The sequence below is a fragment of the Proteus sp. G2675 genome, from assembly GCF_963886535.1.
Taxonomy (GTDB): Bacteria; Pseudomonadota; Gammaproteobacteria; order Enterobacterales; family Enterobacteriaceae; genus Proteus; species Proteus mirabilis.
The window spans coordinates 46,983-65,987 of the sequence record NZ_CAWPCB010000040.1; the positions used below are offsets into that span (position 1 = coordinate 46,983).

General features: G+C 39.2%; 16 protein-coding genes and 1 tRNA gene. 8 read left to right on the top strand and 9 right to left on the bottom strand.

What is annotated here, in order from left to right:
- Both purU and AACQ49_RS14980 read left to right on the top strand, forming a co-directional pair.
- Positions 1-849: a formyltetrahydrofolate deformylase gene (gene purU, locus AACQ49_RS14975; protein WP_004243254.1), complete on the top strand. Its 849-nt coding sequence runs from the start codon at positions 1-3 to the stop codon at positions 847-849.
- A 276-nt stretch (positions 850-1,125) separates the two neighbouring features.
- A tRNA-Tyr gene (locus AACQ49_RS14980) sits at positions 1,126-1,210 on the top strand.
- Between the two features lie 24 nt (positions 1,211-1,234).
- Here the strand turns inward: AACQ49_RS14980 and AACQ49_RS14985 are convergent.
- A complete protein-coding gene (locus tag AACQ49_RS14985; protein WP_004248225.1) occupies positions 1,235-2,098 on the bottom strand; it encodes a helix-turn-helix domain-containing protein in 864 nt (287 codons plus the stop codon).
- A gap of 443 nt (positions 2,099-2,541) precedes the next feature.
- Here AACQ49_RS14985 and xthA point away from each other — a divergent pair, with 443 nt between their 5' ends.
- The gene (gene xthA, locus AACQ49_RS14990) at positions 2,542-3,348 is read left to right on the top strand and encodes an exodeoxyribonuclease III (protein WP_004248228.1); all 807 of its coding nucleotides are present in this window, start codon (positions 2,542-2,544) and stop codon (positions 3,346-3,348) included.
- Positions 3,349-3,437: 89 nt separating this feature from the next.
- Here the strand turns inward: xthA and AACQ49_RS14995 are convergent, their stop codons facing one another.
- From AACQ49_RS14995 to AACQ49_RS15005, 3 genes are read right to left on the bottom strand one after another with little or no spacing between them, the layout of a single operon-like run.
- Positions 3,438-5,405 (bottom strand): DNA topoisomerase III, encoded by a 1,968-nt coding sequence (locus AACQ49_RS14995; RefSeq protein ID WP_004250914.1) that lies wholly within the window; start codon positions 5,403-5,405, stop codon positions 3,438-3,440.
- 4 nt (positions 5,406-5,409) lie between these two features.
- The gene (selD, locus tag AACQ49_RS15000; protein ID WP_004243259.1) at positions 5,410-6,453 is read right to left on the bottom strand and encodes a selenide, water dikinase SelD; all 1,044 of its coding nucleotides are present in this window, start codon (positions 6,451-6,453) and stop codon (positions 5,410-5,412) included.
- 14 nt (positions 6,454-6,467) lie between these two features.
- The gene (locus AACQ49_RS15005) at positions 6,468-7,019 is read right to left on the bottom strand and encodes an NAD(P)H nitroreductase (RefSeq protein WP_004243260.1); all 552 of its coding nucleotides are present in this window, start codon (positions 7,017-7,019) and stop codon (positions 6,468-6,470) included.
- 558 nt (positions 7,020-7,577) lie between these two features.
- Here AACQ49_RS15005 and sppA point away from each other — a divergent pair.
- From sppA to pncA, 3 genes are all read left to right on the top strand, one after another.
- Entirely contained in the window at positions 7,578-9,434 is a 1,857-nt protein-coding gene (sppA, locus tag AACQ49_RS15010) for a signal peptide peptidase SppA (RefSeq protein ID WP_004248232.1), read from the top strand.
- A gap of 206 nt (positions 9,435-9,640) precedes the next feature.
- Positions 9,641-10,663, top strand: coding sequence for an asparaginase (gene ansA / locus AACQ49_RS15015; protein WP_004243262.1), 1,023 nt, complete (start codon positions 9,641-9,643; stop codon positions 10,661-10,663).
- Between the two features lie 21 nt (positions 10,664-10,684).
- Positions 10,685-11,326: a bifunctional nicotinamidase/pyrazinamidase gene (pncA, locus tag AACQ49_RS15020; protein WP_036971749.1), complete on the top strand. Its 642-nt coding sequence runs from the start codon at positions 10,685-10,687 to the stop codon at positions 11,324-11,326.
- A 136-nt stretch (positions 11,327-11,462) separates the two neighbouring features.
- On the opposite strand, the gene AACQ49_RS15025 is transcribed toward pncA, so the two are convergent.
- Together AACQ49_RS15025 and msrB are read right to left on the bottom strand one after the other, a co-directional pair.
- A complete protein-coding gene (locus tag AACQ49_RS15025; protein WP_004248238.1) occupies positions 11,463-11,744 on the bottom strand; it encodes a YeaC family protein in 282 nt (93 codons plus the stop codon).
- Positions 11,745-11,823: 79 nt separating this feature from the next.
- Positions 11,824-12,261: a peptide-methionine (R)-S-oxide reductase MsrB gene (gene msrB / locus AACQ49_RS15030; protein WP_004243267.1), complete on the bottom strand. Its 438-nt coding sequence runs from the start codon at positions 12,259-12,261 to the stop codon at positions 11,824-11,826.
- Positions 12,262-12,602: 341 nt separating this feature from the next.
- Between msrB and gapA the strand changes: the two genes are divergently transcribed.
- Positions 12,603-13,598, top strand: a complete 996-nt coding sequence (gene gapA / locus AACQ49_RS15035; protein ID WP_004243268.1) for a glyceraldehyde-3-phosphate dehydrogenase — start codon at positions 12,603-12,605, stop codon at positions 13,596-13,598.
- A gap of 114 nt (positions 13,599-13,712) precedes the next feature.
- Positions 13,713-14,597, top strand: a complete 885-nt coding sequence (locus AACQ49_RS15040; protein WP_004243269.1) for a D-hexose-6-phosphate mutarotase — start codon at positions 13,713-13,715, stop codon at positions 14,595-14,597.
- Positions 14,598-14,686: 89 nt separating this feature from the next.
- Here AACQ49_RS15040 and AACQ49_RS15045 read toward each other — a convergent pair whose 3' ends face one another.
- The 3 genes from AACQ49_RS15045 to alr form a co-directional block, all read right to left on the bottom strand.
- Positions 14,687-15,439 carry a MipA/OmpV family protein gene (locus AACQ49_RS15045; protein WP_004248240.1) on the bottom strand — a complete coding sequence of 251 codons (753 nt, stop codon included), beginning with the start codon at positions 15,437-15,439 and terminating at the stop codon, positions 14,687-14,689.
- Positions 15,440-15,538: 99 nt separating this feature from the next.
- A complete protein-coding gene (gene hypF / locus AACQ49_RS15050; protein ID WP_135091589.1) occupies positions 15,539-17,839 on the bottom strand; it encodes a carbamoyltransferase HypF in 2,301 nt (766 codons plus the stop codon).
- A 49-nt stretch (positions 17,840-17,888) separates the two neighbouring features.
- Complete coding sequence (gene alr, locus AACQ49_RS15055) at positions 17,889-19,001, bottom strand: alanine racemase (RefSeq protein WP_036918459.1); 1,113 nt, start codon at positions 18,999-19,001, stop codon at positions 17,889-17,891.
- Positions 19,002-19,005: the final 4 nt, after the last annotated feature.

The following is a 19,005-nucleotide window of genomic DNA, read 5'->3' on the forward strand; positions in this document are numbered from 1 at the left end:
ATGCAACACCAAAATACTCAAAAGAAAATACTACGTACTATTTGTCCAGATGCGAAAGGGCTTATCGCAAAAATTACTAATATTTGTTATAAACATCAGCTCAATATTGTTCAAAATAATGAGTTTGTTGATCATCGCACTGGCCGCTTTTTTATGCGCACTGAGCTAGAAGGCATTTTTAATGATGAAACCTTTTTAGCCGATTTAGATGATGCACTTCCACAAGGCTCACAGCGAGAGCTTAATACTGCCGGTCGCCGCCGTATCGTCATTATGGTCACTAAAGAAGCCCATTGTATTGGTGACCTCTTAATGAAAAGCGCTTTTGGTGATCTGGATGTTGAAATTGCAGCAGTTATTGGTAATCACGACACGCTAAAACACCTTGTTGAGCAATTTGGGATCCCTTTCCATCTCATTAGTCATGAAGGGTTAACCCGTGATCAGCATGATGAAAAACTGATAGCACAAATTGACCAATACAAACCTGATTATGTGGTATTAGCTAAATATATGCGTGTATTAACCCCCGCATTTGTACAACATTACCCAAATCAAATTATTAATATTCATCACTCTTTCTTACCGGCATTTATTGGCGCCCGCCCATATCATCAAGCCTATGAACGTGGTGTAAAAATTATTGGCGCCACAGCTCACTATGTAAATGATAATTTAGATGAAGGTCCTATTATTACTCAAAATGTAATAAACGTAGACCACACTTTTTCAGCAGAAGATATGATGCGCGCAGGACGGGATGTAGAAAAAAACGTACTAAGCCACGCCCTCTATTGGGTGCTCTCGCAACGTGTTTTTGTCTATGGCAACAGAACAATTATTTTGTAGGCTTACCCGTTTTAAATTAGTGTAACTACGACACAAGCCTAAAGTAACAAGAGCCTGAGATAGTTATTTTATCACAGGCTCTTTTTATTTTTTGTTACACATCCAAATCAATCACTATAGCTTTCTATCTAAAATCAATACGATATAGCACAACAGTTAAGCAAAGCGGATATTTTTACAGCAGTTGATCGCTTTTTCTTAAAATAGCACTTTACACATCTCAGGTATTTGGTATTATTGCGCCCGCTGTCACGGACAGCAAGACAATTTAATGTTGGTGGGATACCCAAGCGGCCAAAGGGAGCAGACTGTAAATCTGCCGTCACAGACTTCGAAGGTTCGAATCCTTCTCCCACCACCATCTTCAATACTCTTCACTATTTTTTCATTCCAATTCTTTTATTAAATCAACAAACCTGTTCAATATACTCGAGTGATATTTAGATTTATAGATATAACAATTATAAATCAGTTCCGTTTGTGTTAAAGGTATAAAGCACAGTTGCTTTTCATCCTCACTTTTAATCGGGTTTTCATCAGTAAATAATAGCGAATGGTGAGTTTGAATAAAGTTTAAACAACAGTTTAAATCATCCATCAATCTAATACTGATAGGTTTACCCTGATCCGCTATTTCATTTTCTAATTTCTTTATTTTTGCTGTTTTATATAAAGCGGGATCACATAACCAAATATTTTCTTTTAGCAATGTATTGATATTCTCTTGTGCTTTTTGTGCTAACATTTGTTGGCAACATATTCCTAGATATTTATTTTTAACTTGATGTATTAAGCTAAACTTTTCACTAATAATTTTATCTGAGCTTAAGATTAACGTGTTTCCATCATAATCTGGTATCTCTTCAAAATTATCTTTCGAAAATCTCATCATATTTATATGTGAACAATTCTTATTGGCTGCTTGATAGAGTGCTGTTAAATATTGACTTTTACCCCAATCATAATAAACATGAATGCTATTATTAATAATGCCCGATGTGTGTTTTTTTGTTATCTCTTTTTCTTGCAGATAAAGTGATTTTAAATCATTATAGAGTTCTAACCCTTCTTGCGTTAAACTCATACCAAACTTTTCCCGCTTAAACAAGCGCTTCCCTAGCACGGCTTCAAAATCTTTGATTGATTTCGCTACAGGTGGTGTCGTTCGGTTCATCACACGAGCAGCTTTACTTAAGGATCCATTTTCAACGACGGCCATAAAGGCCTCTAATTTACGAGAAAAAAACATAATCCACCATTCCTTTGCTGTGTTAAACAAAACAATTAAATTAATTTTATTAATATAAATAAAACACATATTAACTGAAAGAAATCCATGCGAAATAAATATTATTTTTAATTATCTTCACCTCCTATAAATATAATTTATAATTCAATTGATATTTTTATTCTGTCATTTTGCTTTACATATAAAAAATGATAATACTTATATTCTTCTATCAAAGAATAGTTTATGTTTCTACTTTATTTAATTAATATTTTTTGTTAGGCATAAACTTATTAATATTATTAGTTGCCATACATTTTGCTATTTGGCTACGATTTATCTATATCACGCGATTATATCTCGATGACAGGTATTAACATTGGTATGTAACTGACTTACATTTATTTCATTATCCTGTTAGTATAAGTTATCCTATTATTCAATCTATAAATGGTTATAGTCACATGAAATTTGTCTCATTCAATATTAATGGATTACGTGCTCGCCCTCATCAGCTCGAAGCCATTGTAGAAAAACACCAACCCGATGTTATTGGACTGCAAGAAACAAAAGTTCATGATGATATGTTTCCATTAGAAACTGTCAGTGCCTTGGGCTACCACGTTTTTTATCATGGACAGAAAGGCCATTATGGTGTGGCTTTGTTAACTAAGGCGAAACCTGTCGCGGTACGTAAAGGATTCCCTGGTGATGGTGAAGAAGCTCAGCGTCGTATGATCATGGCGGACATTGAAACCCCCGCTGGATTATTAACGGTAATGAATGGTTATTTCCCTCAAGGTGAAAGTCGTGATCATGAGACAAAATTCCCTGCTAAAGCAAAATTCTATGCTGATCTACAGCAGTATCTGACCACCAGCTTAACGCCTTCCTCTCCCGTACTGATTATGGGGGATTTAAATATTAGCCCAACCGATAAAGATATCGGTATCGGCGAAAATAATATGAAACGTTGGCTAAAAATGGGTAAATGTTCATTTTTACCGGAAGAGCGAGAGTGGTTAGCAACGCTTATGGGTTGGGGATTAACCGATACTTACCGCGCCCAACATCCTGAAGTCGAAGACCAATTTTCTTGGTTTGATTATCGCTCAAAAGGCTTTGATGATAACCGAGGCTTACGTATCGATTTACTGCTAGCAAGTCGTTGCTTAGCAGATAATTGTATTTCAACCGGCATTGACTACGATATTCGTGCGATGGAAAAACCTTCCGATCACGCACCTGTTTGGGCCGAGTTTAAGCTTTAATTCCCTCTCCCCCCTTATTGATAAACCCCACTTTAAATAGATTAAAAGTGGGGTTTATTTATATATTAGTTAGCGTCTTACACAATCAACTAAGCATCACTCTTTATATTGCGATTCGTAGATTGAGACTGCGCTGAACGACTTTTCCCTTGTGCACTTTTTTTCGTCGCACCTTTACGTTTTTTATTCTGCGCAGGCGCAGGCAGGTTTCTAAACGCTTGAATATTAGGACGACGTTTAGCTTGAGTAATTAATTCAAATAGTGTGTTACTTAATGGCATCATAAAATCTTGATACTTAAATTGCTTCTCACTAATTTGCGTTAATATTGATTCCCAATGAGCGGTCATATCGGGTAATGTCGCCATATCTGGCAAAACATGAATTAATGCTCTTCCTGCTGGTGTCGAGTTGATAGCTCGCCCTTTCTTTTGCAGAAAGCCGCGTTTAAACAGTAATTCAATAATACCAGCCCTAGTCGCTTCAGTACCTAGCCCATCCGTCGCTCTTAGGATTTTCTTTAGCTCTTTGTCTTGCACAAAACGTGCAATACCGGTCATAGCCGAAAGTAGCGTAGCATCTGTAAAAGGTCTTGGTGGTTGGGTCTGCTTGGCAACAATTTCGCCTTTTTCACAAAGTAACTCATCACCTTTAGCCACAATAGGTAAGGCGCTACCATCATTTTCCGCATCTTGCTCTTTACTACCTAATAAGGTACGCCAGCCGGCTTGTGCTAAAAATCGTGCCTTAGCAATAAACTTTCCATTCTCAATATCGAGTTCAATCACACATTTGCGGTACACCGCATCTGGCATAAATTGCATTAGATATTGTCGGGCGATCAAATAGTAAATATTTTTTTCATTTTCACTTAATGAAATATTACCTGTTTTCGCAGTAGGAATAATGGCATGGTGCGCATCTACTTTCTTGTCATCCCAGCAACGGTTCTTTTTATCAATATCTAATGTTTCTTGTGGTAAAAGACTATTATCATGCACACTAATGGCATTCATCACCGCATGACGCCCAGCAAAGTGTTCATCAGGCAGATAGCGACTATCGGAGCGTGGATAAGTAATAAGTTTATGCGTTTCATATAAGCGTTGACATGTGTCTAATACTTGTTGAGCACTTAAACCAAAGCGTTTCGCCGCTTCAATTTGTAAAGCAGATAATGAAAAAGGCAAAGGTGCTATTTCAGACTCTTGTTTATCTTGATAATCGGTAACATTAGCAGGCTTGCCAGCTATTCTATCAACAACATGCTCTGCTAATTTGCGATGTAATAAACGCCCTTCTTCATCTTGCCAAGGCTCACAGTGTTCACTCGGCTGCCAAATAGCGGTAAATCGCTCATCTGCAGGAGTAACGATATGCGCTTTGACTTCAAAAAAATCTTTCGGTACAAAGTTTTCAATTTCTTCATCACGGCGTACGACTAAACCCAGCACCGGGGTTTGTACTCGCCCAACAGAAAGTACGCCTTGGTAACCATTGCGCTGTCCTAATAACGTGTAAGCGCGTGTCATGTTAATGCCATATAGCCAATCCGCCCTCGCTCTTGCTAAGGCAGAAACACATAATGGAATAAATTCATGATTGTAGCGGAGCTTATCAATTGCTCGAGATACCGCGGCGGGGTTTAAATCGTTAATCAGGCAGCGACGTGCCTGTTTTCTTTGAGCATCACTAATATTAAGGTAATTAAGTACTTCATCTACTAACAGTTGCCCTTCGCGATCGGGGTCTCCTGCGTGGATCACTTCATCGGCTTGTTTTAGTAATGTGTTGATCGTATCTAGCTGTTTTTTCACATCAGCGCGCGGTTTGAGTTGCCATTTATTCGGAATAATGGGCAAATCATCTAACGACCAACGCGCATAGCGCGGATCATATGCATCCGGCTCAGCCTGCTCAAGTAAATGACCAACACACCACGTCACATACTGGTTATCACCACAAACAATAAAACCATCACCACGTTTATGCGGTTTTGGTAATACATCAGCAATAGCTCGAGCAAGGCTGGGTTTTTCTGCAATAAATAATCTCATTACGTTAGTTTGTCACTTCGATTAACGCTCTTCCTGCTTTCGGCTCTGTTAATTCACCGATCGAGGTCAAATCAATATTAAAGCGTTTAGCAACTTCTTTTACTTGCTCAACGGCTTCTGGCTGTACTGCCAGTAATAAGCCACCTGAAGTTTGCGGATCACATAATAATTTACGTTGCATTTCGCTGATATTACCAATCAAATGGCCATAACTTTCAAAATTACGTCCAGTACCGCCCGGTACACATCCTTGCTCTATATACGCTTCTACTTCAGGTAATCGTGGTACTTGTGAAAAGTGAATAGTGGCTTGTAATCCAGAGCCTTCACAAATCTCGCTAAGGTGACCTAATAGACCAAAACCTGTCACATCGGTCATTGCCGTGACCCCTTCAATATCAGAAAAATCAGTACCGGCTTTATTCATACGGCACATAATTTCAGTAGCTAGGCCCTGATGCTCAGGTTTTAATAAGCCTTTTTTCTCTGCGGTAGTTAATACCCCAATACCTAAAGGTTTAGTTAAAAAAAGTTGGCATCCTGCTTTAGCAGCACTGTTTTTCTTAATTTTACTCACCGGTACAACGCCCGTTACCGCTAAACCAAAAATAGGCTCAGGGGCATCAATCGAATGCCCACCAGCAAGGGAAATCCCCGCTTCTTGACAGGCGGCTCGCCCACCTTCGATAACTTCACGAGCAATTTCAGGCGCAAGTTTATCAATTGGCCAACCTAAAATTGCTATTGCCATAATAGGTTTACCCCCCATAGCGAAAATATCACTAATCGCATTAGTCGCCGCAATACGCCCAAAGTCATAGGGGTTATCAACAATTGGCATAAAAAAATCAGTGGTACTGATAATTCCAGTGCCATTACCTAAATCATAAACAGCGGCATCATCTTTCGTTTCATTACCAACCAATAAATGGGGATCGTGAAACTTAGCCTGTTCACTATGTAAAATCGTTTCCAAAACTTTTGGTGAAATTTTGCAGCCACATCCGGCACCATGACTGTATTGTGTTAAACGAATTGCTTCAGACATAACATGTCATCCTTTTAAAAATAAGTCACAAAATCAGTTAAATCAGCAGGAGAAACCGTTGTAGGTGCTTTCAATGCGGGAGTACCAAGATATAAGAAACCAACAATATGGTCGTGCTCTCCACAACCTAATCCCGCTCTTACCACTGGATCATGAGTCCAAGAGCCTGAACGCCAAATACCACTATAACCTTGTGCCACTGCAGCCATTTGCATCGCCTGAACACAACAGCCTGCCGCAACAATTTGCTCCCATTCAGGAACTTTAGGATGCGCTTTAACTTTGGCAATCACGGTAATAATTAAAGGTGCACGAAAAGGTGCGTTTTTTGCTTTTTCTTCTACCTCAGCACCTAGTTGACTCACCACCGCCGCTTTATGTAATAATTGACTAAAACGCTCAATACCATCCTCTTTCATCACGACAAAGTGCCAAGGTTTAAGGGCGCCATGATCGGGGGCTCTCATACCTGCTTGTAAAATAGCTTCAAGCTGTTGGTTATTTGGGGCTGGAGTAGTCAGTCGAGACGCTGAACGTCGATTTAAAAGCAGTGTTAATGCATCCATTTTTGTATTCTCCTGTCAGTATTATTGTAGCAAAATCCCTTAAGAGCAGGGATAGACAGTTGTTATCAATTCGCAGTATAACAAAATGTTATATTACCACCACCGAGAAATTTAAGCGGATATTTTTAGCTAAAATAGGATTGTACTTAAGCCAATATTGAGCGTTTGTTCAAAATATGAATGTGTTAGCTTTTAGGTGTAATACACTGCCCAAGCGCAATAAAATACGTGACAGACTTTCGCTAGTCGCTATATTAGAATGGTGTTTAAATATTTGCAGTCTAAGTAGTCAATCGAGTTTTGTTATTAAAGGATCGAAGTGAGATGTAGGGAATATTAGCGTTTTTTATTCTAAAAATAGCCGTGACCTTTGCTGTCTATTGTTCACCTGCAAGGCATACTCTCATGTAAATAAGGTATGTTGTGGCTATACAGCTAATTTCTTGAGTCGCTCAATATTGAAATAAATACTTTAATAATAGAAACTTAAACCTTTACCATCAATTCTAGCATAACTGTTTAGGATTAATTTTTAGCTTTACATGATGTGGAGATAATATGAGTAAAATTATGGAGTTAATCGGTACTATTTTTCGATTTAGTTGGCAGGCGATTAACTTTATCAGGAAACTAATCTTAAACGTTATTTTCTTCTTTCTACTTTTTATGGGTGTAGGACTCTATTTCATCGTCCAAGAAACGCAAAAACCTACCGATTACCAAGGTGCATTACTGGTTGATTTAAAAGGAGTTATTGTTGACCAAACAGCTAACCAAAATCCTTTAGGGCAAATGAGCCGAGAGCTTTTGGGTGTTTCGGGTAGCCAGTTACAAGAAAATTCGTTATTCGAAGTCGTTGATACCTTACGCAAAGCAGCGACTGACCCCAAAATTAAAGGGATGGTACTAAAACTTGACGAATTTGCTGGGGCAGACCAACCTTCACTCAATTATGTTGGTAAAGCGCTAACTGAATTTAAAAAAACAGGTAAACCTATCTATGCGATTAGTGGTTATTATAGCCAACCGCAATATTACTTAGCCTCTTATGCAGATAAAATTTATTTAGCATCACAAGGTGCTGTGGGTATTTATGGTTTAGGTTTTAGTAATCTCTATTACAAATCGCTATTAGAAAAACTTAAAGTTAATACCCATATATTCCGTGTGGGAACCTATAAATCAGCTGTTGAACCGCTGATGCGCGATAATATGTCTGATGAAGCCCGAGCCGCATCTAGTCGATTAGTTTCCGTACTCTGGTCTAATTATTTAACGCAAGTTGCAGAAAATCGTAGTATTACCAAGGAAGATGTTTTCCCTGGTGCAAAAGAGATGATAGTTGAGCTGCGTAAAGCCGATGGCGATAATGCTACTTATGCACTTAATCGCAAATTGGTCGATACTGTTAGCTCTTATGCCCAATTTGAAGCGGATATGAAAGAGACCTTTCAATGGGATCATGAAGCTAAGCAGTTTAACAATATTAGTATTTATGATTATGCTGATAACCTCACCGCATTCGCCCCAGAAAACGAAGACGGCAATATTGCGGTTGTGGTCGTTCAAGGCGCAATTATTGATGGTGAAAGCATTCCTGGCTCCGCAGGTGGTTCAACCATTGCTAATCAAATCCGTCAAGCGCGTTTAAATCCTAATATTAGAGCATTAGTATTACGAGTTAATAGCCCCGGTGGTAGTGTGTCTGCATCTGAGCAGATCCGCAGTGAAATAGCCGCCTTTAAACAAGAGAAAAAACATGTCGTGGTTTCAATGGGCGGAATGGCTGCATCAGGGGGATATTGGATCTCTACACCTGCGAGTAAAATTATCGCTAGCCCTTCAACATTAACAGGCTCTATTGGTATATTTGGTGTCATCAATACCTTTGAAAATAGCTTAGAATCAATAGGTGTGCATAGTGATGGCGTGAGTACATCACCTCTTGCAGGGCTTTCGGTAACCAATAAATTACCTGAAGATTTTTCAGAGCTATTCCAACTTAATATTGAAAGTGGCTATAAAACATTCCTGAAATTAGTAGCTGAATCACGTAATAAAACACCGGCACAAGTTGATCGTATTGCGCAAGGTCGTGTTTGGGTTGGCGTTGATGCTAAACAAGTAGGATTAGTTGATGAATTTGGTGATTTCGATGATGCTATTAATGCAGCAGCAACCATGGCAAAAATCAAACAACCAGTCATTGATTGGATGAAACCGGAATTAAGCTTATCAGAGCAAATATTAATGAGCTTATCGGCCAATGCAAAAGCCATTATTCCTGATCCATTACAAGCCTATTTACCTGCACCGGTATTTAAAGAAGTTAAAACACAAACTGAGTTTTATCGTAATATGAACGATCCGCAAAACCGCTATGCGTATTGTTTATCTTGTGGTGATATTCAATAAATAAGTGTGCTCCCGCTCAATATGAGCGGGATTATCTTAGCCTTTGATTATTTTTTAGTTATTTTGCTAAATGGTGTAAATAATGATTTAAAACATCAATTACTGTATTTCAATTGTGCTTTTTGTCTCCCCTTTCTTTTTTTATTCTGCAAACCCCCTATAATCAACTCTTTCTTATCGCTTAATTCATAAGAGTGTTAGGTCTGATGCAAAAAAAATCCATTTACGTTGTGTATACTGGTGGAACTATCGGTATGCAACATTCTGATCACGGCTATATACCTGTATCAGGACATTTACAACGCCAATTAGCTAAGATGCCCGAATTCCATCGTGAAGAGATGCCCAACTTCACAATCAAAGAGCACCTTCCTTTAATTGATTCATCAAATATTACACCTGAAGATTGGCAATCTATCGCTGATGATATTAGCGAGAATTATTGCCACTATGATGGTTTTGTCATCTTGCATGGTACCGATACCATGGCATTTACCGCTTCTGCACTTTCCTTTATGTTTGAGGGGCTGGCAAAACCGGTTATCGTCACCGGCTCTCAAATTCCATTAGAAGCTTTACGCTCAGATGGACAAACTAACCTATTAAATGCTCTCTATATTGCTGCACATCATCCGATTAATGAAGTTGCACTGTTTTTCAACAATACTCTGTATCGTGGTAATCGTGCGATAAAAGCACATGCAGATGGCTTCAATGCTTTTGCTTCTCCTAATAGTGCACCTTTATTAGAAGCAGGCATTAATATTAAAACGTTTAAAATAAACCCATTACCTAAGCCAAAAGGTGAGTTTATTGCTCATCATATTACCCCTCAACCAATTGGTGTGGTAACAATATATCCGGGACTTTCTGATGAGGTGGTGAAAAATATCTTAATGCAACCCGTTAAGGCACTTATTTTGCGCTCTTATGGTGTGGGTAATGCCCCTTCTCATCCCGCCTTGTTATCAACGCTACGCGAAGCAACTGAGCGCGGTATTGTCGTCGTTAACCTAACACAATGTATTTCTGGTCGTGTCAATATGGGGGGCTATGCAACAGGACAAGCACTCGCCGATGTTGGGGTGATCAGTGGTTATGATATGACTTTTGAAGCAGCGTTAACTAAACTCCACTATCTACTTAGTCAACAATATAGCTATACTGAGATCTGCCGTTTAATGCAACAAAATCTCCGTGGTGAAATGACATTAAACGATGACGACTAGGTCTAATCAAAGGTAACTCCTGTGAAAAATTCAGCGTTATTATTAGTTGATCTACAAAATGATTTCTGTACCGGTGGCGCATTGGCTGTTAAGGAAAGTGATACTGTCATAGATACGGCAAATCGGCTTATTGATTATTTTCAACGCCATCAGCGTCCTATTATTGCGAGCAAAGATTGGCATCCCGCAGATCATCTCAGCTTTGCAAAAAATTCAGGTACTGTTGTTGGCGAAATTGGCCAATTAAATGGCCGTCCACAAGTTTGGTGGCCAGTGCATTGTGTACAAAATAGCCATGGCGCTGATTTTCATCCCTTATTAAGGGATGATTTAATTAGTCATATTATTTATAAAGGCCAAAATCGACTTATCGATAGTTATAGTGCTTTTTTTGATAATGACCATGAATATCAAACAGGATTGCATACTCTTTTACAAAGCATGCAGATCGAGCATCTCACCATTTTAGGGATAGCAACTGATTATTGCGTTAAATTTACCGTGTTAGATGCATTACAATTGGGTTATCAAGTATCAGTGGTTATGGATGGTTGTCGAGGTGTCAATATTCAACCAGATGATAGCCAGCTCGCATTTAATCAAATGCAACAACATGGGGCAGTTTTAGTTGATTCAGTAACAGTGCTTAAAAGTGACAAATAATATAAACAACATGATTAGCAATTATCATTCTCTACTTGTATGAATAGTAGAACTAAAAAGTGGTGATTTATCAAAATAATAAACTAATAAATCACCACCGTTACGCTAACTTTCATTATTTAAATTTAAAAACGTCTTAATCATCATCCATTGGTGTTAATGTGGCTAAACGTTCAGCTTGAAATTGCGCTTTTAGCTCTTGTTTGCTTTTCATCGTAATTTGTCCGTTTGTGCCAACCGTCATATGTTCCGGATTATGGTTATTCTGCGCTTGCCATAAGAGAACAATTTGCATGCAATGCTCTTTTTGCTCTGCCGTGAGTGCAACGCCGTCTGGCCATTTACCTAGCTCAACTGCGGTAGAAAGACGTTGATAAATCTCAGGTGTGACCATTGAAATTAAATCATTAACTTCCATTGATTGCTCCATATATCAAATTACCACGCAAAAGCTGAATCGTTTTTTTATTTGTTAATTTATTGTTAATAGTAACTGTTTAGCCCTTTTGCACTTCACCTGTTTCTGTATTGCTAAATGCCAAAGAGGCAGAATTAACACAATAACGTTGTCCTGTCGGTGCTGGGCCATCATTAAATACATGCCCTAAATGAGCACCACATTGATGACAGCGGATCTCTGTTCTTTTCATATTATGCGAAAAATCATCAAGATAAAGAATTGCATCATCACTTACAGGTTGATAAAAACTTGGCCAGCCACATCCTGCATCAAATTTAGTTTCCGAATAAAACAAAGGCGCAGAACAACATAAGCAATGATAAATACCTGTTTCTCTATTATGTAATAATTTACCACTAAACGGCGGTTCAGTACCCCGCTGTTGCGTCACATAATGCTGCATTTCATTGAGGTTTGATAAATCAATGTGATTGTTATCACTTGAAATATGCACTTTTTTTTCATTATTGCTCATAAACACCTCACACTGACAAAAATGTTTTTTAAAACAACAGCAAATAATAACAAAGATTTAACAACAAATCTGGAAAATATAGTCTAAAATCAATGAGAGTAATCTTTAGTTTTTGAAATGTGATACATTTCACATAACGGAGCAAAGGTAACTTCATTTATCGGCAATGATCCCGATAATACACAGCGTAATATTTATCTAAAACGACCAATCCTTAAGCAAAAAGTGTTTTTTTAATTGATTTTTTGCAATTATTGACACGATTCCGCTTGACGACTGGCGCGGTTTTGGTAACTTTAGAAGCAACTTTTTAATTCACTAATAAAGCTGGTGGAATACATATGACTATCAAAGTAGGTATTAATGGTTTTGGTCGTATCGGCCGCATCGTTTTCCGTGCTGCACAAGAACGTTCAGATATCGAAATCGTAGGTATTAACGATCTGTTAGACGCAGAATACATGGCATACATGCTGAAATACGATTCAACTCATGGTCGTTTCAACGGTACTGTTGAAGTAAAAGATGGCCACCTCGTTGTTAATGGTAAAACCATCCGCGTAACATCAGAAAGAGATCCAGCAAACCTGAAATGGAACGAAATTGGTGTTGATGTTGTTGCTGAAGCAACTGGTCTGTTCTTAACTGACGAAACTGCACGTAAACACATCCAAGCTGGTGCGAAAAAAGTTGTTCTGACTGGTCCTTCAAAAGACAGCACACCTATGTTCGTTATGGGTGTAAACCACAAATCATATGCAGGTCAAGATATCGTTTCTAACGCATCTTGTACAACTAACTGCTTAGCGCCTTTAGCAAAAGTTATCAACGACAAATTCGGTATCGTTGAAGGTCTGATGACAACTGTTCACGCAACAACTGCAACTCAACGTACTGTTGATGGTCCTTCAATGAAAGACTGGCGTGGTGGTCGTGGTGCTTCTCAAAACATCATCCCTTCATCAACTGGTGCTGCTAAAGCAGTAGGTAAAGTTATTCCTGAACTGAACGGCAAACTGACTGGTATGTCTTTCCGTGTTCCTACTCCTAACGTTTCTGTTGTTGACTTAACTGCACGTCTGGAAAAACCAGCAACTTATGCTCAAATCTGTGAAGCAATCAAAGAAGCTGCCGAAGGCGAACTGAAAGGCGTTCTGGGTTACACTGAAGATGCAGTTGTTTCAACTGACTTCAACGGTGAAGTATTAACTTCAGTATTCGATGCTAAAGCAGGTATCGCGCTGAATGACAACTTTGTTAAATTAGTTTCTTGGTACGATAACGAAGTTGGTTATTCAAACAAAGTTCTAGATCTGATTTCTCATATCTCTAAATAATTAGAGTTTAGAAAGCCAAGATTGATTTTAGAGCCACCCTTTCGGTGGCTCTTTTATTTTTTTACTCGGCAGTTTATTGTATTCAAATAGTCCGCGACATAAGGTTATAAAATAATGAATGAGAAAATTTTTTCTTTGCCGGTTATTGAACAAATATCACCTTACTTAAGTCGACGCCAATTAGGTGAACTCCCTATTCTGGTGATCTCTCACCCCAAAGTACGTGCGGCTATTAGTCTTCAAGGTGCCCATCTTATCGCATGGCAACCCGCACAAACGCATCCCGTTTTGTGGCTCAGTGAAGATGCCTTATTTACTCCCGGTGTTGCTATTCGTGGTGGTATCCCTATTTGTTGGCCTTGGTTTGCCTCAGCGGGAACCCCAAGCCATGGATTTGCACGTATCTTACCTTGGGAATTTAGTGCTCATTCTGAACAAGAAGACGGAGTGCTTATCACCATGACACTCAAAGAAAGTGCACAAACTCAAAAGTATTGGCCTCATGAATTTACTGTTATTGCTCGATTTAAATTAGGTGATACCTGTGAAATTGAATTAGAGTCATACGGTGACTATGAAGCCACTGCGGCGCTACACTCCTATTTTAATGTCAGTGATATCGATAAAGTTTCCATTACAGGCCTTGGTGGTCACTATATTGACACAGTAGCGGATAAAGAAGTTTATACCGACGAAACAGCCCTACGCTTTAACGGCCGTACTGACAGACTTTATACTGAACCTGAAGATTTTAATCTTATTCATGATGATGGTTGGGATCGTACTATTGAGGTTCACCATTATCATCACAGTGATGTCGTTTGTTGGAATCCGGGTGCAGAACTCGCCAGTTCAATGAAAGATATGAGCTCAGGTGGTTACCGTAAAATGGCATGTGTTGAAACAGCTCGTATTCATCGTCCACTTAAGCCGGATAATGTTCATCCTGGGCGTTTATCTGCTGTGATACGTGTACGCAAAAATATTGCTGAAAAATAGTTTGCCACTCTACTTTGTCGAACGAAAAAAGCTTCGAACAAATTCGAAGCTTTTAGTTATCGAAAGCAACTTAACTTACCGTTTTACCGTTAGAAAGTATAAGTGACACCTGTCCATAAAATAGCCGTTACCGATTTATTTACCATCGGGCTATCTTTAACTTCGCTGGGTAAGCGATCCACTCGTCCCATCGCGAAGAAATCCCAGTTTTCAGCAAGCTTATAGTTAGCTGAGATTTCAACATAAGGTCTCCAGCTATCATTTGGTCGATATTCAGCTAAACCACTACGCTGAGATTCTCCCTGACTAATCCCATATGCGTAACGATTCTGCTTTTTATTTTCCCAAACAGCACCAATTCCCGGTTGAAGTGACCAATTGCCTAGTTCAAAAGGATAAAGGTAAGCAGCATCAGCAATAATGCCATTACTTTTACCTAAAAGATCACCAGAAATAATCCCTCGTAAACTTCCCCATGACTCATGATGTTTATAGGTAAATCCACCCATGACGGTATCACGGCGACGATTAAGTTTTTTCATCTGCTCATCATCAGAGTCACTTGGTTTAAATGCTTGTGGGTAATAGTGAACATCGACAGACAGCTGATCTTTCGGTGAATTCCATAAATAATATCCTGCGGCTAATGTCGCAAAATAGAAATTTTCAGATTGATAATTAACCAAAGGTACAGGTAATAAATAGTCTTTAGATTTAGCACCCTTATAAGGTGTTACTTGTGATAATACAGAACCCCCTATTGACCATTCTCCCGCGAAGGCTGTCGGTGTACTCAATCCAGCGATTATGGCTAAAGAAATAACAATTTTCTTTTTACTCACGATGATTTTCCATATTGTCTTTGATAAAACAGTGACCAAAAAACGACTGTTGTTATGGTGCACTAAAAGTTAGCTAATAGATTACAATCATTTTATTTTTTACATAAAATGACTGGCAATAAGTGCTTGTCCTAATGCAATTCCACCATCACCAGATGGCAATATCATAGGGGTTAATACCTTTTTATTGTTTAATTTTTGCTTAAACAGATCCTTAAGTAAGATATTATTGAATACCCCTCCTGTTAAAACAATAGTATCAATCTGATGTTCTTGCGCAGCTTGCAGAGCAATATCACCCAAACTTTCGGCTAATAAATAGTGAAATAACCAAGCCTTCTCACTGGTATTCAATGTGATGCTTTCCCATTGTGACCAGAAAATGGACAAATCAACATGCTTATCTTTTACAGGCATTAAATGTCCATATTGCTTGATGATATCAGCATACCGATCTACGTGACACTGTAACGCAGCGCTTTGTAAGTAGCATGCCGCTTCGCCTTCCCAGCTTATTTGTTTAGGTGATAATCCCAAAGAGCAAGCAACTGCGTCAAATAATCGTCCACAAGATGATGCTAGCGGTGAATTTAAACCACGAGCCACTGCCTTACTCAAAATCTGTAACTCAGTGAGCGGAATTGCTTGGGTGATAACACTACCTTGCCAATCTTTTGTAAAAGTAGCTAAATGTGCGAACCAATTTCGCCAAGGCTGTATTGAAGCTAAATTTCCTCCCGGCATAGCAACCGCAGGTAGCCCGCCAATACGTTGGGATTTTTTATAATCCACCAGCAAACACTCGCCTCCCCATAAAGAGCCATCTTGTCCATACCCTAAACCATCAAGGGCTATACCAATTACTGCGCCTTGTTGCTGTGTATGTCCATGCTCTGCTAAACAAGAGACAATATGTGCATGGTGATGGGGAACTTCTATAACAGGAATATGTTGCTGTTCAGCTAGCTGTTTACCTATTTGATGGCTGATATAATTAGGATGAGCATCAATGGCAATCGCTTTGGGCGTAAAACGATAGATCTGTTGAAACAGCGTGAGCGATTTCAGTAATTGTTGCCTCACACTTAAATCATCTAAATCACCTAAATGCGGCCCCATAATAGCTTGGTGCTCTTTTAAGAGACAAAACACATTTTTCAGATCCCCTCCTAAAGCCAAAATTGCAGGTTGTGCATCAAAAGTGGTTGGCAATGCGATAGCATCTGGTACATAACCCCGTGAACGGCGGATCATCACACACTGATCATCTTCAATACGCACTAATGAATCGTCCGCTCTTTGTATAATCTCCCTATTATGCATTAGAAATAATTCTGCAATATCACCAAGCTGATTTAACGCCTCTTCATTGGTTAATGCAGGAGTGTGTCCCGTCGCATTACCAGAGGTCATGACTAATGGAATTTGTGTTTCATGTGCGAGAAGATGTTGCAAAGGATTAGCTGGTAACATAACACCTACTTCTGTTAATCCAGGTGCAATCAGTTCACTTAATGAAATAGGGGCGATTTCTTTAGGAATAAGTACGATAGGTGCTGCGGTACTGGTTAATGTTTCTATCACTTTTGAGTAAAACTCGGCATTATCGTCCGGTTTTTGGAGCTGCTCAATCCCGGTTAACATCACCGCAAGTGGTTTGGCTGGACGATGTTTACGCGCTCTTAAACGCGCAACACTTTCACTATTGCGTGCGTCACAGACTAAATGAAAGCCACCAATGCCTTTTACAGCAACAATTTTTCCCGCTAATAGCGCCTGACAAGCTTGCGTTAATGCCCGCTCTTTTATTGCAAGTTGTTGCCCTTGATGATCTGCCAACCAAATATGAGGTCCACAGACAGGACAGGCATTAGGTTGTGCATGAAAACGTCTATCTGCGGGATCTTGATATTCATGTTGGCAAATCGGACAAAATGGAAACGCAGACATAGAGGTAAAAGGCCTGTCGTAAGGCATTTTTTTTATAATAGTAAAACGGGGGCCGCAATGGGTGCAGTTTATAAAAGGATAATGATAACGACGATTTTGTGGATCAAACAACTCATCAATACAAGCCTGACAAGTCGCTGCATCAGGTACAACTTGTGTATCCATTTCTCCACCACCACTTTTTACAATAGTAAAGTTCGTGGGGAGTTGCTCCCATTGATAAGGTGTTTGTTCAATACGTTCAATGCGTGCAAGAGGAGGACATTGAGCCGTTAATGCATTAATAAAGTGTTGATTTTGCGGCGATAATGTTAAGTGTATCAATACTCCTAAGCTATCATTACTCACCTGCCCTAATAAACCAAAATGATGTGCTAATTGCCAAACAAAGGGGCGAAAGCCAACACCTTGAACCTTTCCTTTCACACGCAATGTAATGCCGTTACTCATAGGATCACCAAATCAAAATAAGTTTAAGCTTATTCTAGTTTAGTGATTATTAACAACTTTCATTTAGATCAGAAAAAGTAGAGTTTGCTACATTTATCGTCACCTCAACCGCCACTCGCGGTGCAATAGCGCACAGTAATTCATAACCAATAGTGCCACAAGCCAGTGCAACTTCATCAACCGGTAATTGATTTCCCCATAACTCAACAGGGCTTCCATGTTCAACATCCGGCAAATCGGTTACATCAATAGTAAGCATATCCATTGAAATACGCCCAACTAATTGTGTTTTATGTCCTTTAACGATAACGGGTGTACCATCTGGGGCATGCCTTGGATAACCATCAGCATAACCACAAGCGACAACAGCAATTCTCATATCACGTTGTGCGGTATATCGGCTACCATAACCAATTTGCTCACCTTTTTTTACTGACTGAATAGCTAATACTTCACTGTTAAAGGTCATCACAGGTTGCAAATCAAAATCAGCAATATCTTGCCACACCCCAGAGGGGGATACACCATATAAAATAATACCGGGACGAACCCATGAATGATGGGTTTGTGGTTCAAATAAAATAGCCGCAGAATTGGCTAAACAGCGCGGTAAATCATTTACCATTGAGCTATCAATAATCTGTTTTTGTGTCGCCATATTCAGCCCTGTATCAGCATTGGCAAAATGGGACATTTGTACAATAGAGCCAATATTAGTTATGCGTTTTGCTCTTTGTATGGCTTGCTGATAGTCTTCTGGTCGGTAACCTAACCGATTCATGCCACTATTGAGTTTCAGATAAATATTGATAGGCCGCTCTAATTGCGCTTGCTCAATGGCTTCAAATTGCCAATCAGCATGCACAACCGTCGTTAATGAATAACGCTCTAATAAATACACATCATCTGGTTTGAAAAAACCTTCAAGCAAAAGAATGGGGCCTACCCATCCTTGCTCTCTTAGCATAATTGCTTTATCTAATTCAATTAAGGCAAAACCATCGGTATGACTTAATGCGGGCCAAACACAAGAAAGACCATGTCCATAAGCATCAGCTTTAACCACTGACCATACTTTACTTCCCTGCGCTTTCGATTTGATCACCGAAAGATTATGACTCAGCGCATCTAAATTTATGCTAATTTTGGCAGGTCTGGACATCGTC

Excerpts from the sequence above, each read along its gene's own strand:
- sppA (WP_004248232.1), top strand. The coding sequence starts at position 7,578 with ATGAGTAAAATTATGGAGTTAATCGGTACTATTTTTCGATTTAGTTGG.
- AACQ49_RS15025 (WP_004248238.1), bottom strand. The coding sequence starts at position 11,744 with ATGGAAGTTAATGATTTAATTTCAATGGTCACACCTGAGATTTATCAA.
- hypF (WP_135091589.1), bottom strand. The coding sequence starts at position 17,839 with ATGAGTAACGGCATTACATTGCGTGTGAAAGGAAAGGTTCAAGGTGTT.
- selD (WP_004243259.1), bottom strand. The coding sequence starts at position 6,453 with ATGTCTGAAGCAATTCGTTTAACACAATACAGTCATGGTGCCGGATGT.
- gapA (WP_004243268.1), top strand. The coding sequence starts at position 12,603 with ATGACTATCAAAGTAGGTATTAATGGTTTTGGTCGTATCGGCCGCATC.
- AACQ49_RS15005 (WP_004243260.1), bottom strand. The coding sequence starts at position 7,019 with ATGGATGCATTAACACTGCTTTTAAATCGACGTTCAGCGTCTCGACTG.
- AACQ49_RS15040 (WP_004243269.1), top strand. The coding sequence starts at position 13,713 with ATGAATGAGAAAATTTTTTCTTTGCCGGTTATTGAACAAATATCACCT.
- AACQ49_RS14995 (WP_004250914.1), bottom strand. The coding sequence starts at position 5,405 with ATGAGATTATTTATTGCAGAAAAACCCAGCCTTGCTCGAGCTATTGCT.
- purU (WP_004243254.1), top strand. The coding sequence starts at position 1 with ATGCAACACCAAAATACTCAAAAGAAAATACTACGTACTATTTGTCCA.
- xthA (WP_004248228.1), top strand. The coding sequence starts at position 2,542 with ATGAAATTTGTCTCATTCAATATTAATGGATTACGTGCTCGCCCTCAT.
- AACQ49_RS14985 (WP_004248225.1), bottom strand. The coding sequence starts at position 2,098 with ATGTTTTTTTCTCGTAAATTAGAGGCCTTTATGGCCGTCGTTGAAAAT.
- alr (WP_036918459.1), bottom strand. The coding sequence starts at position 19,001 with ATGTCCAGACCTGCCAAAATTAGCATAAATTTAGATGCGCTGAGTCAT.
- ansA (WP_004243262.1), top strand. The coding sequence starts at position 9,641 with ATGCAAAAAAAATCCATTTACGTTGTGTATACTGGTGGAACTATCGGT.
- msrB (WP_004243267.1), bottom strand. The coding sequence starts at position 12,261 with ATGAGCAATAATGAAAAAAAAGTGCATATTTCAAGTGATAACAATCAC.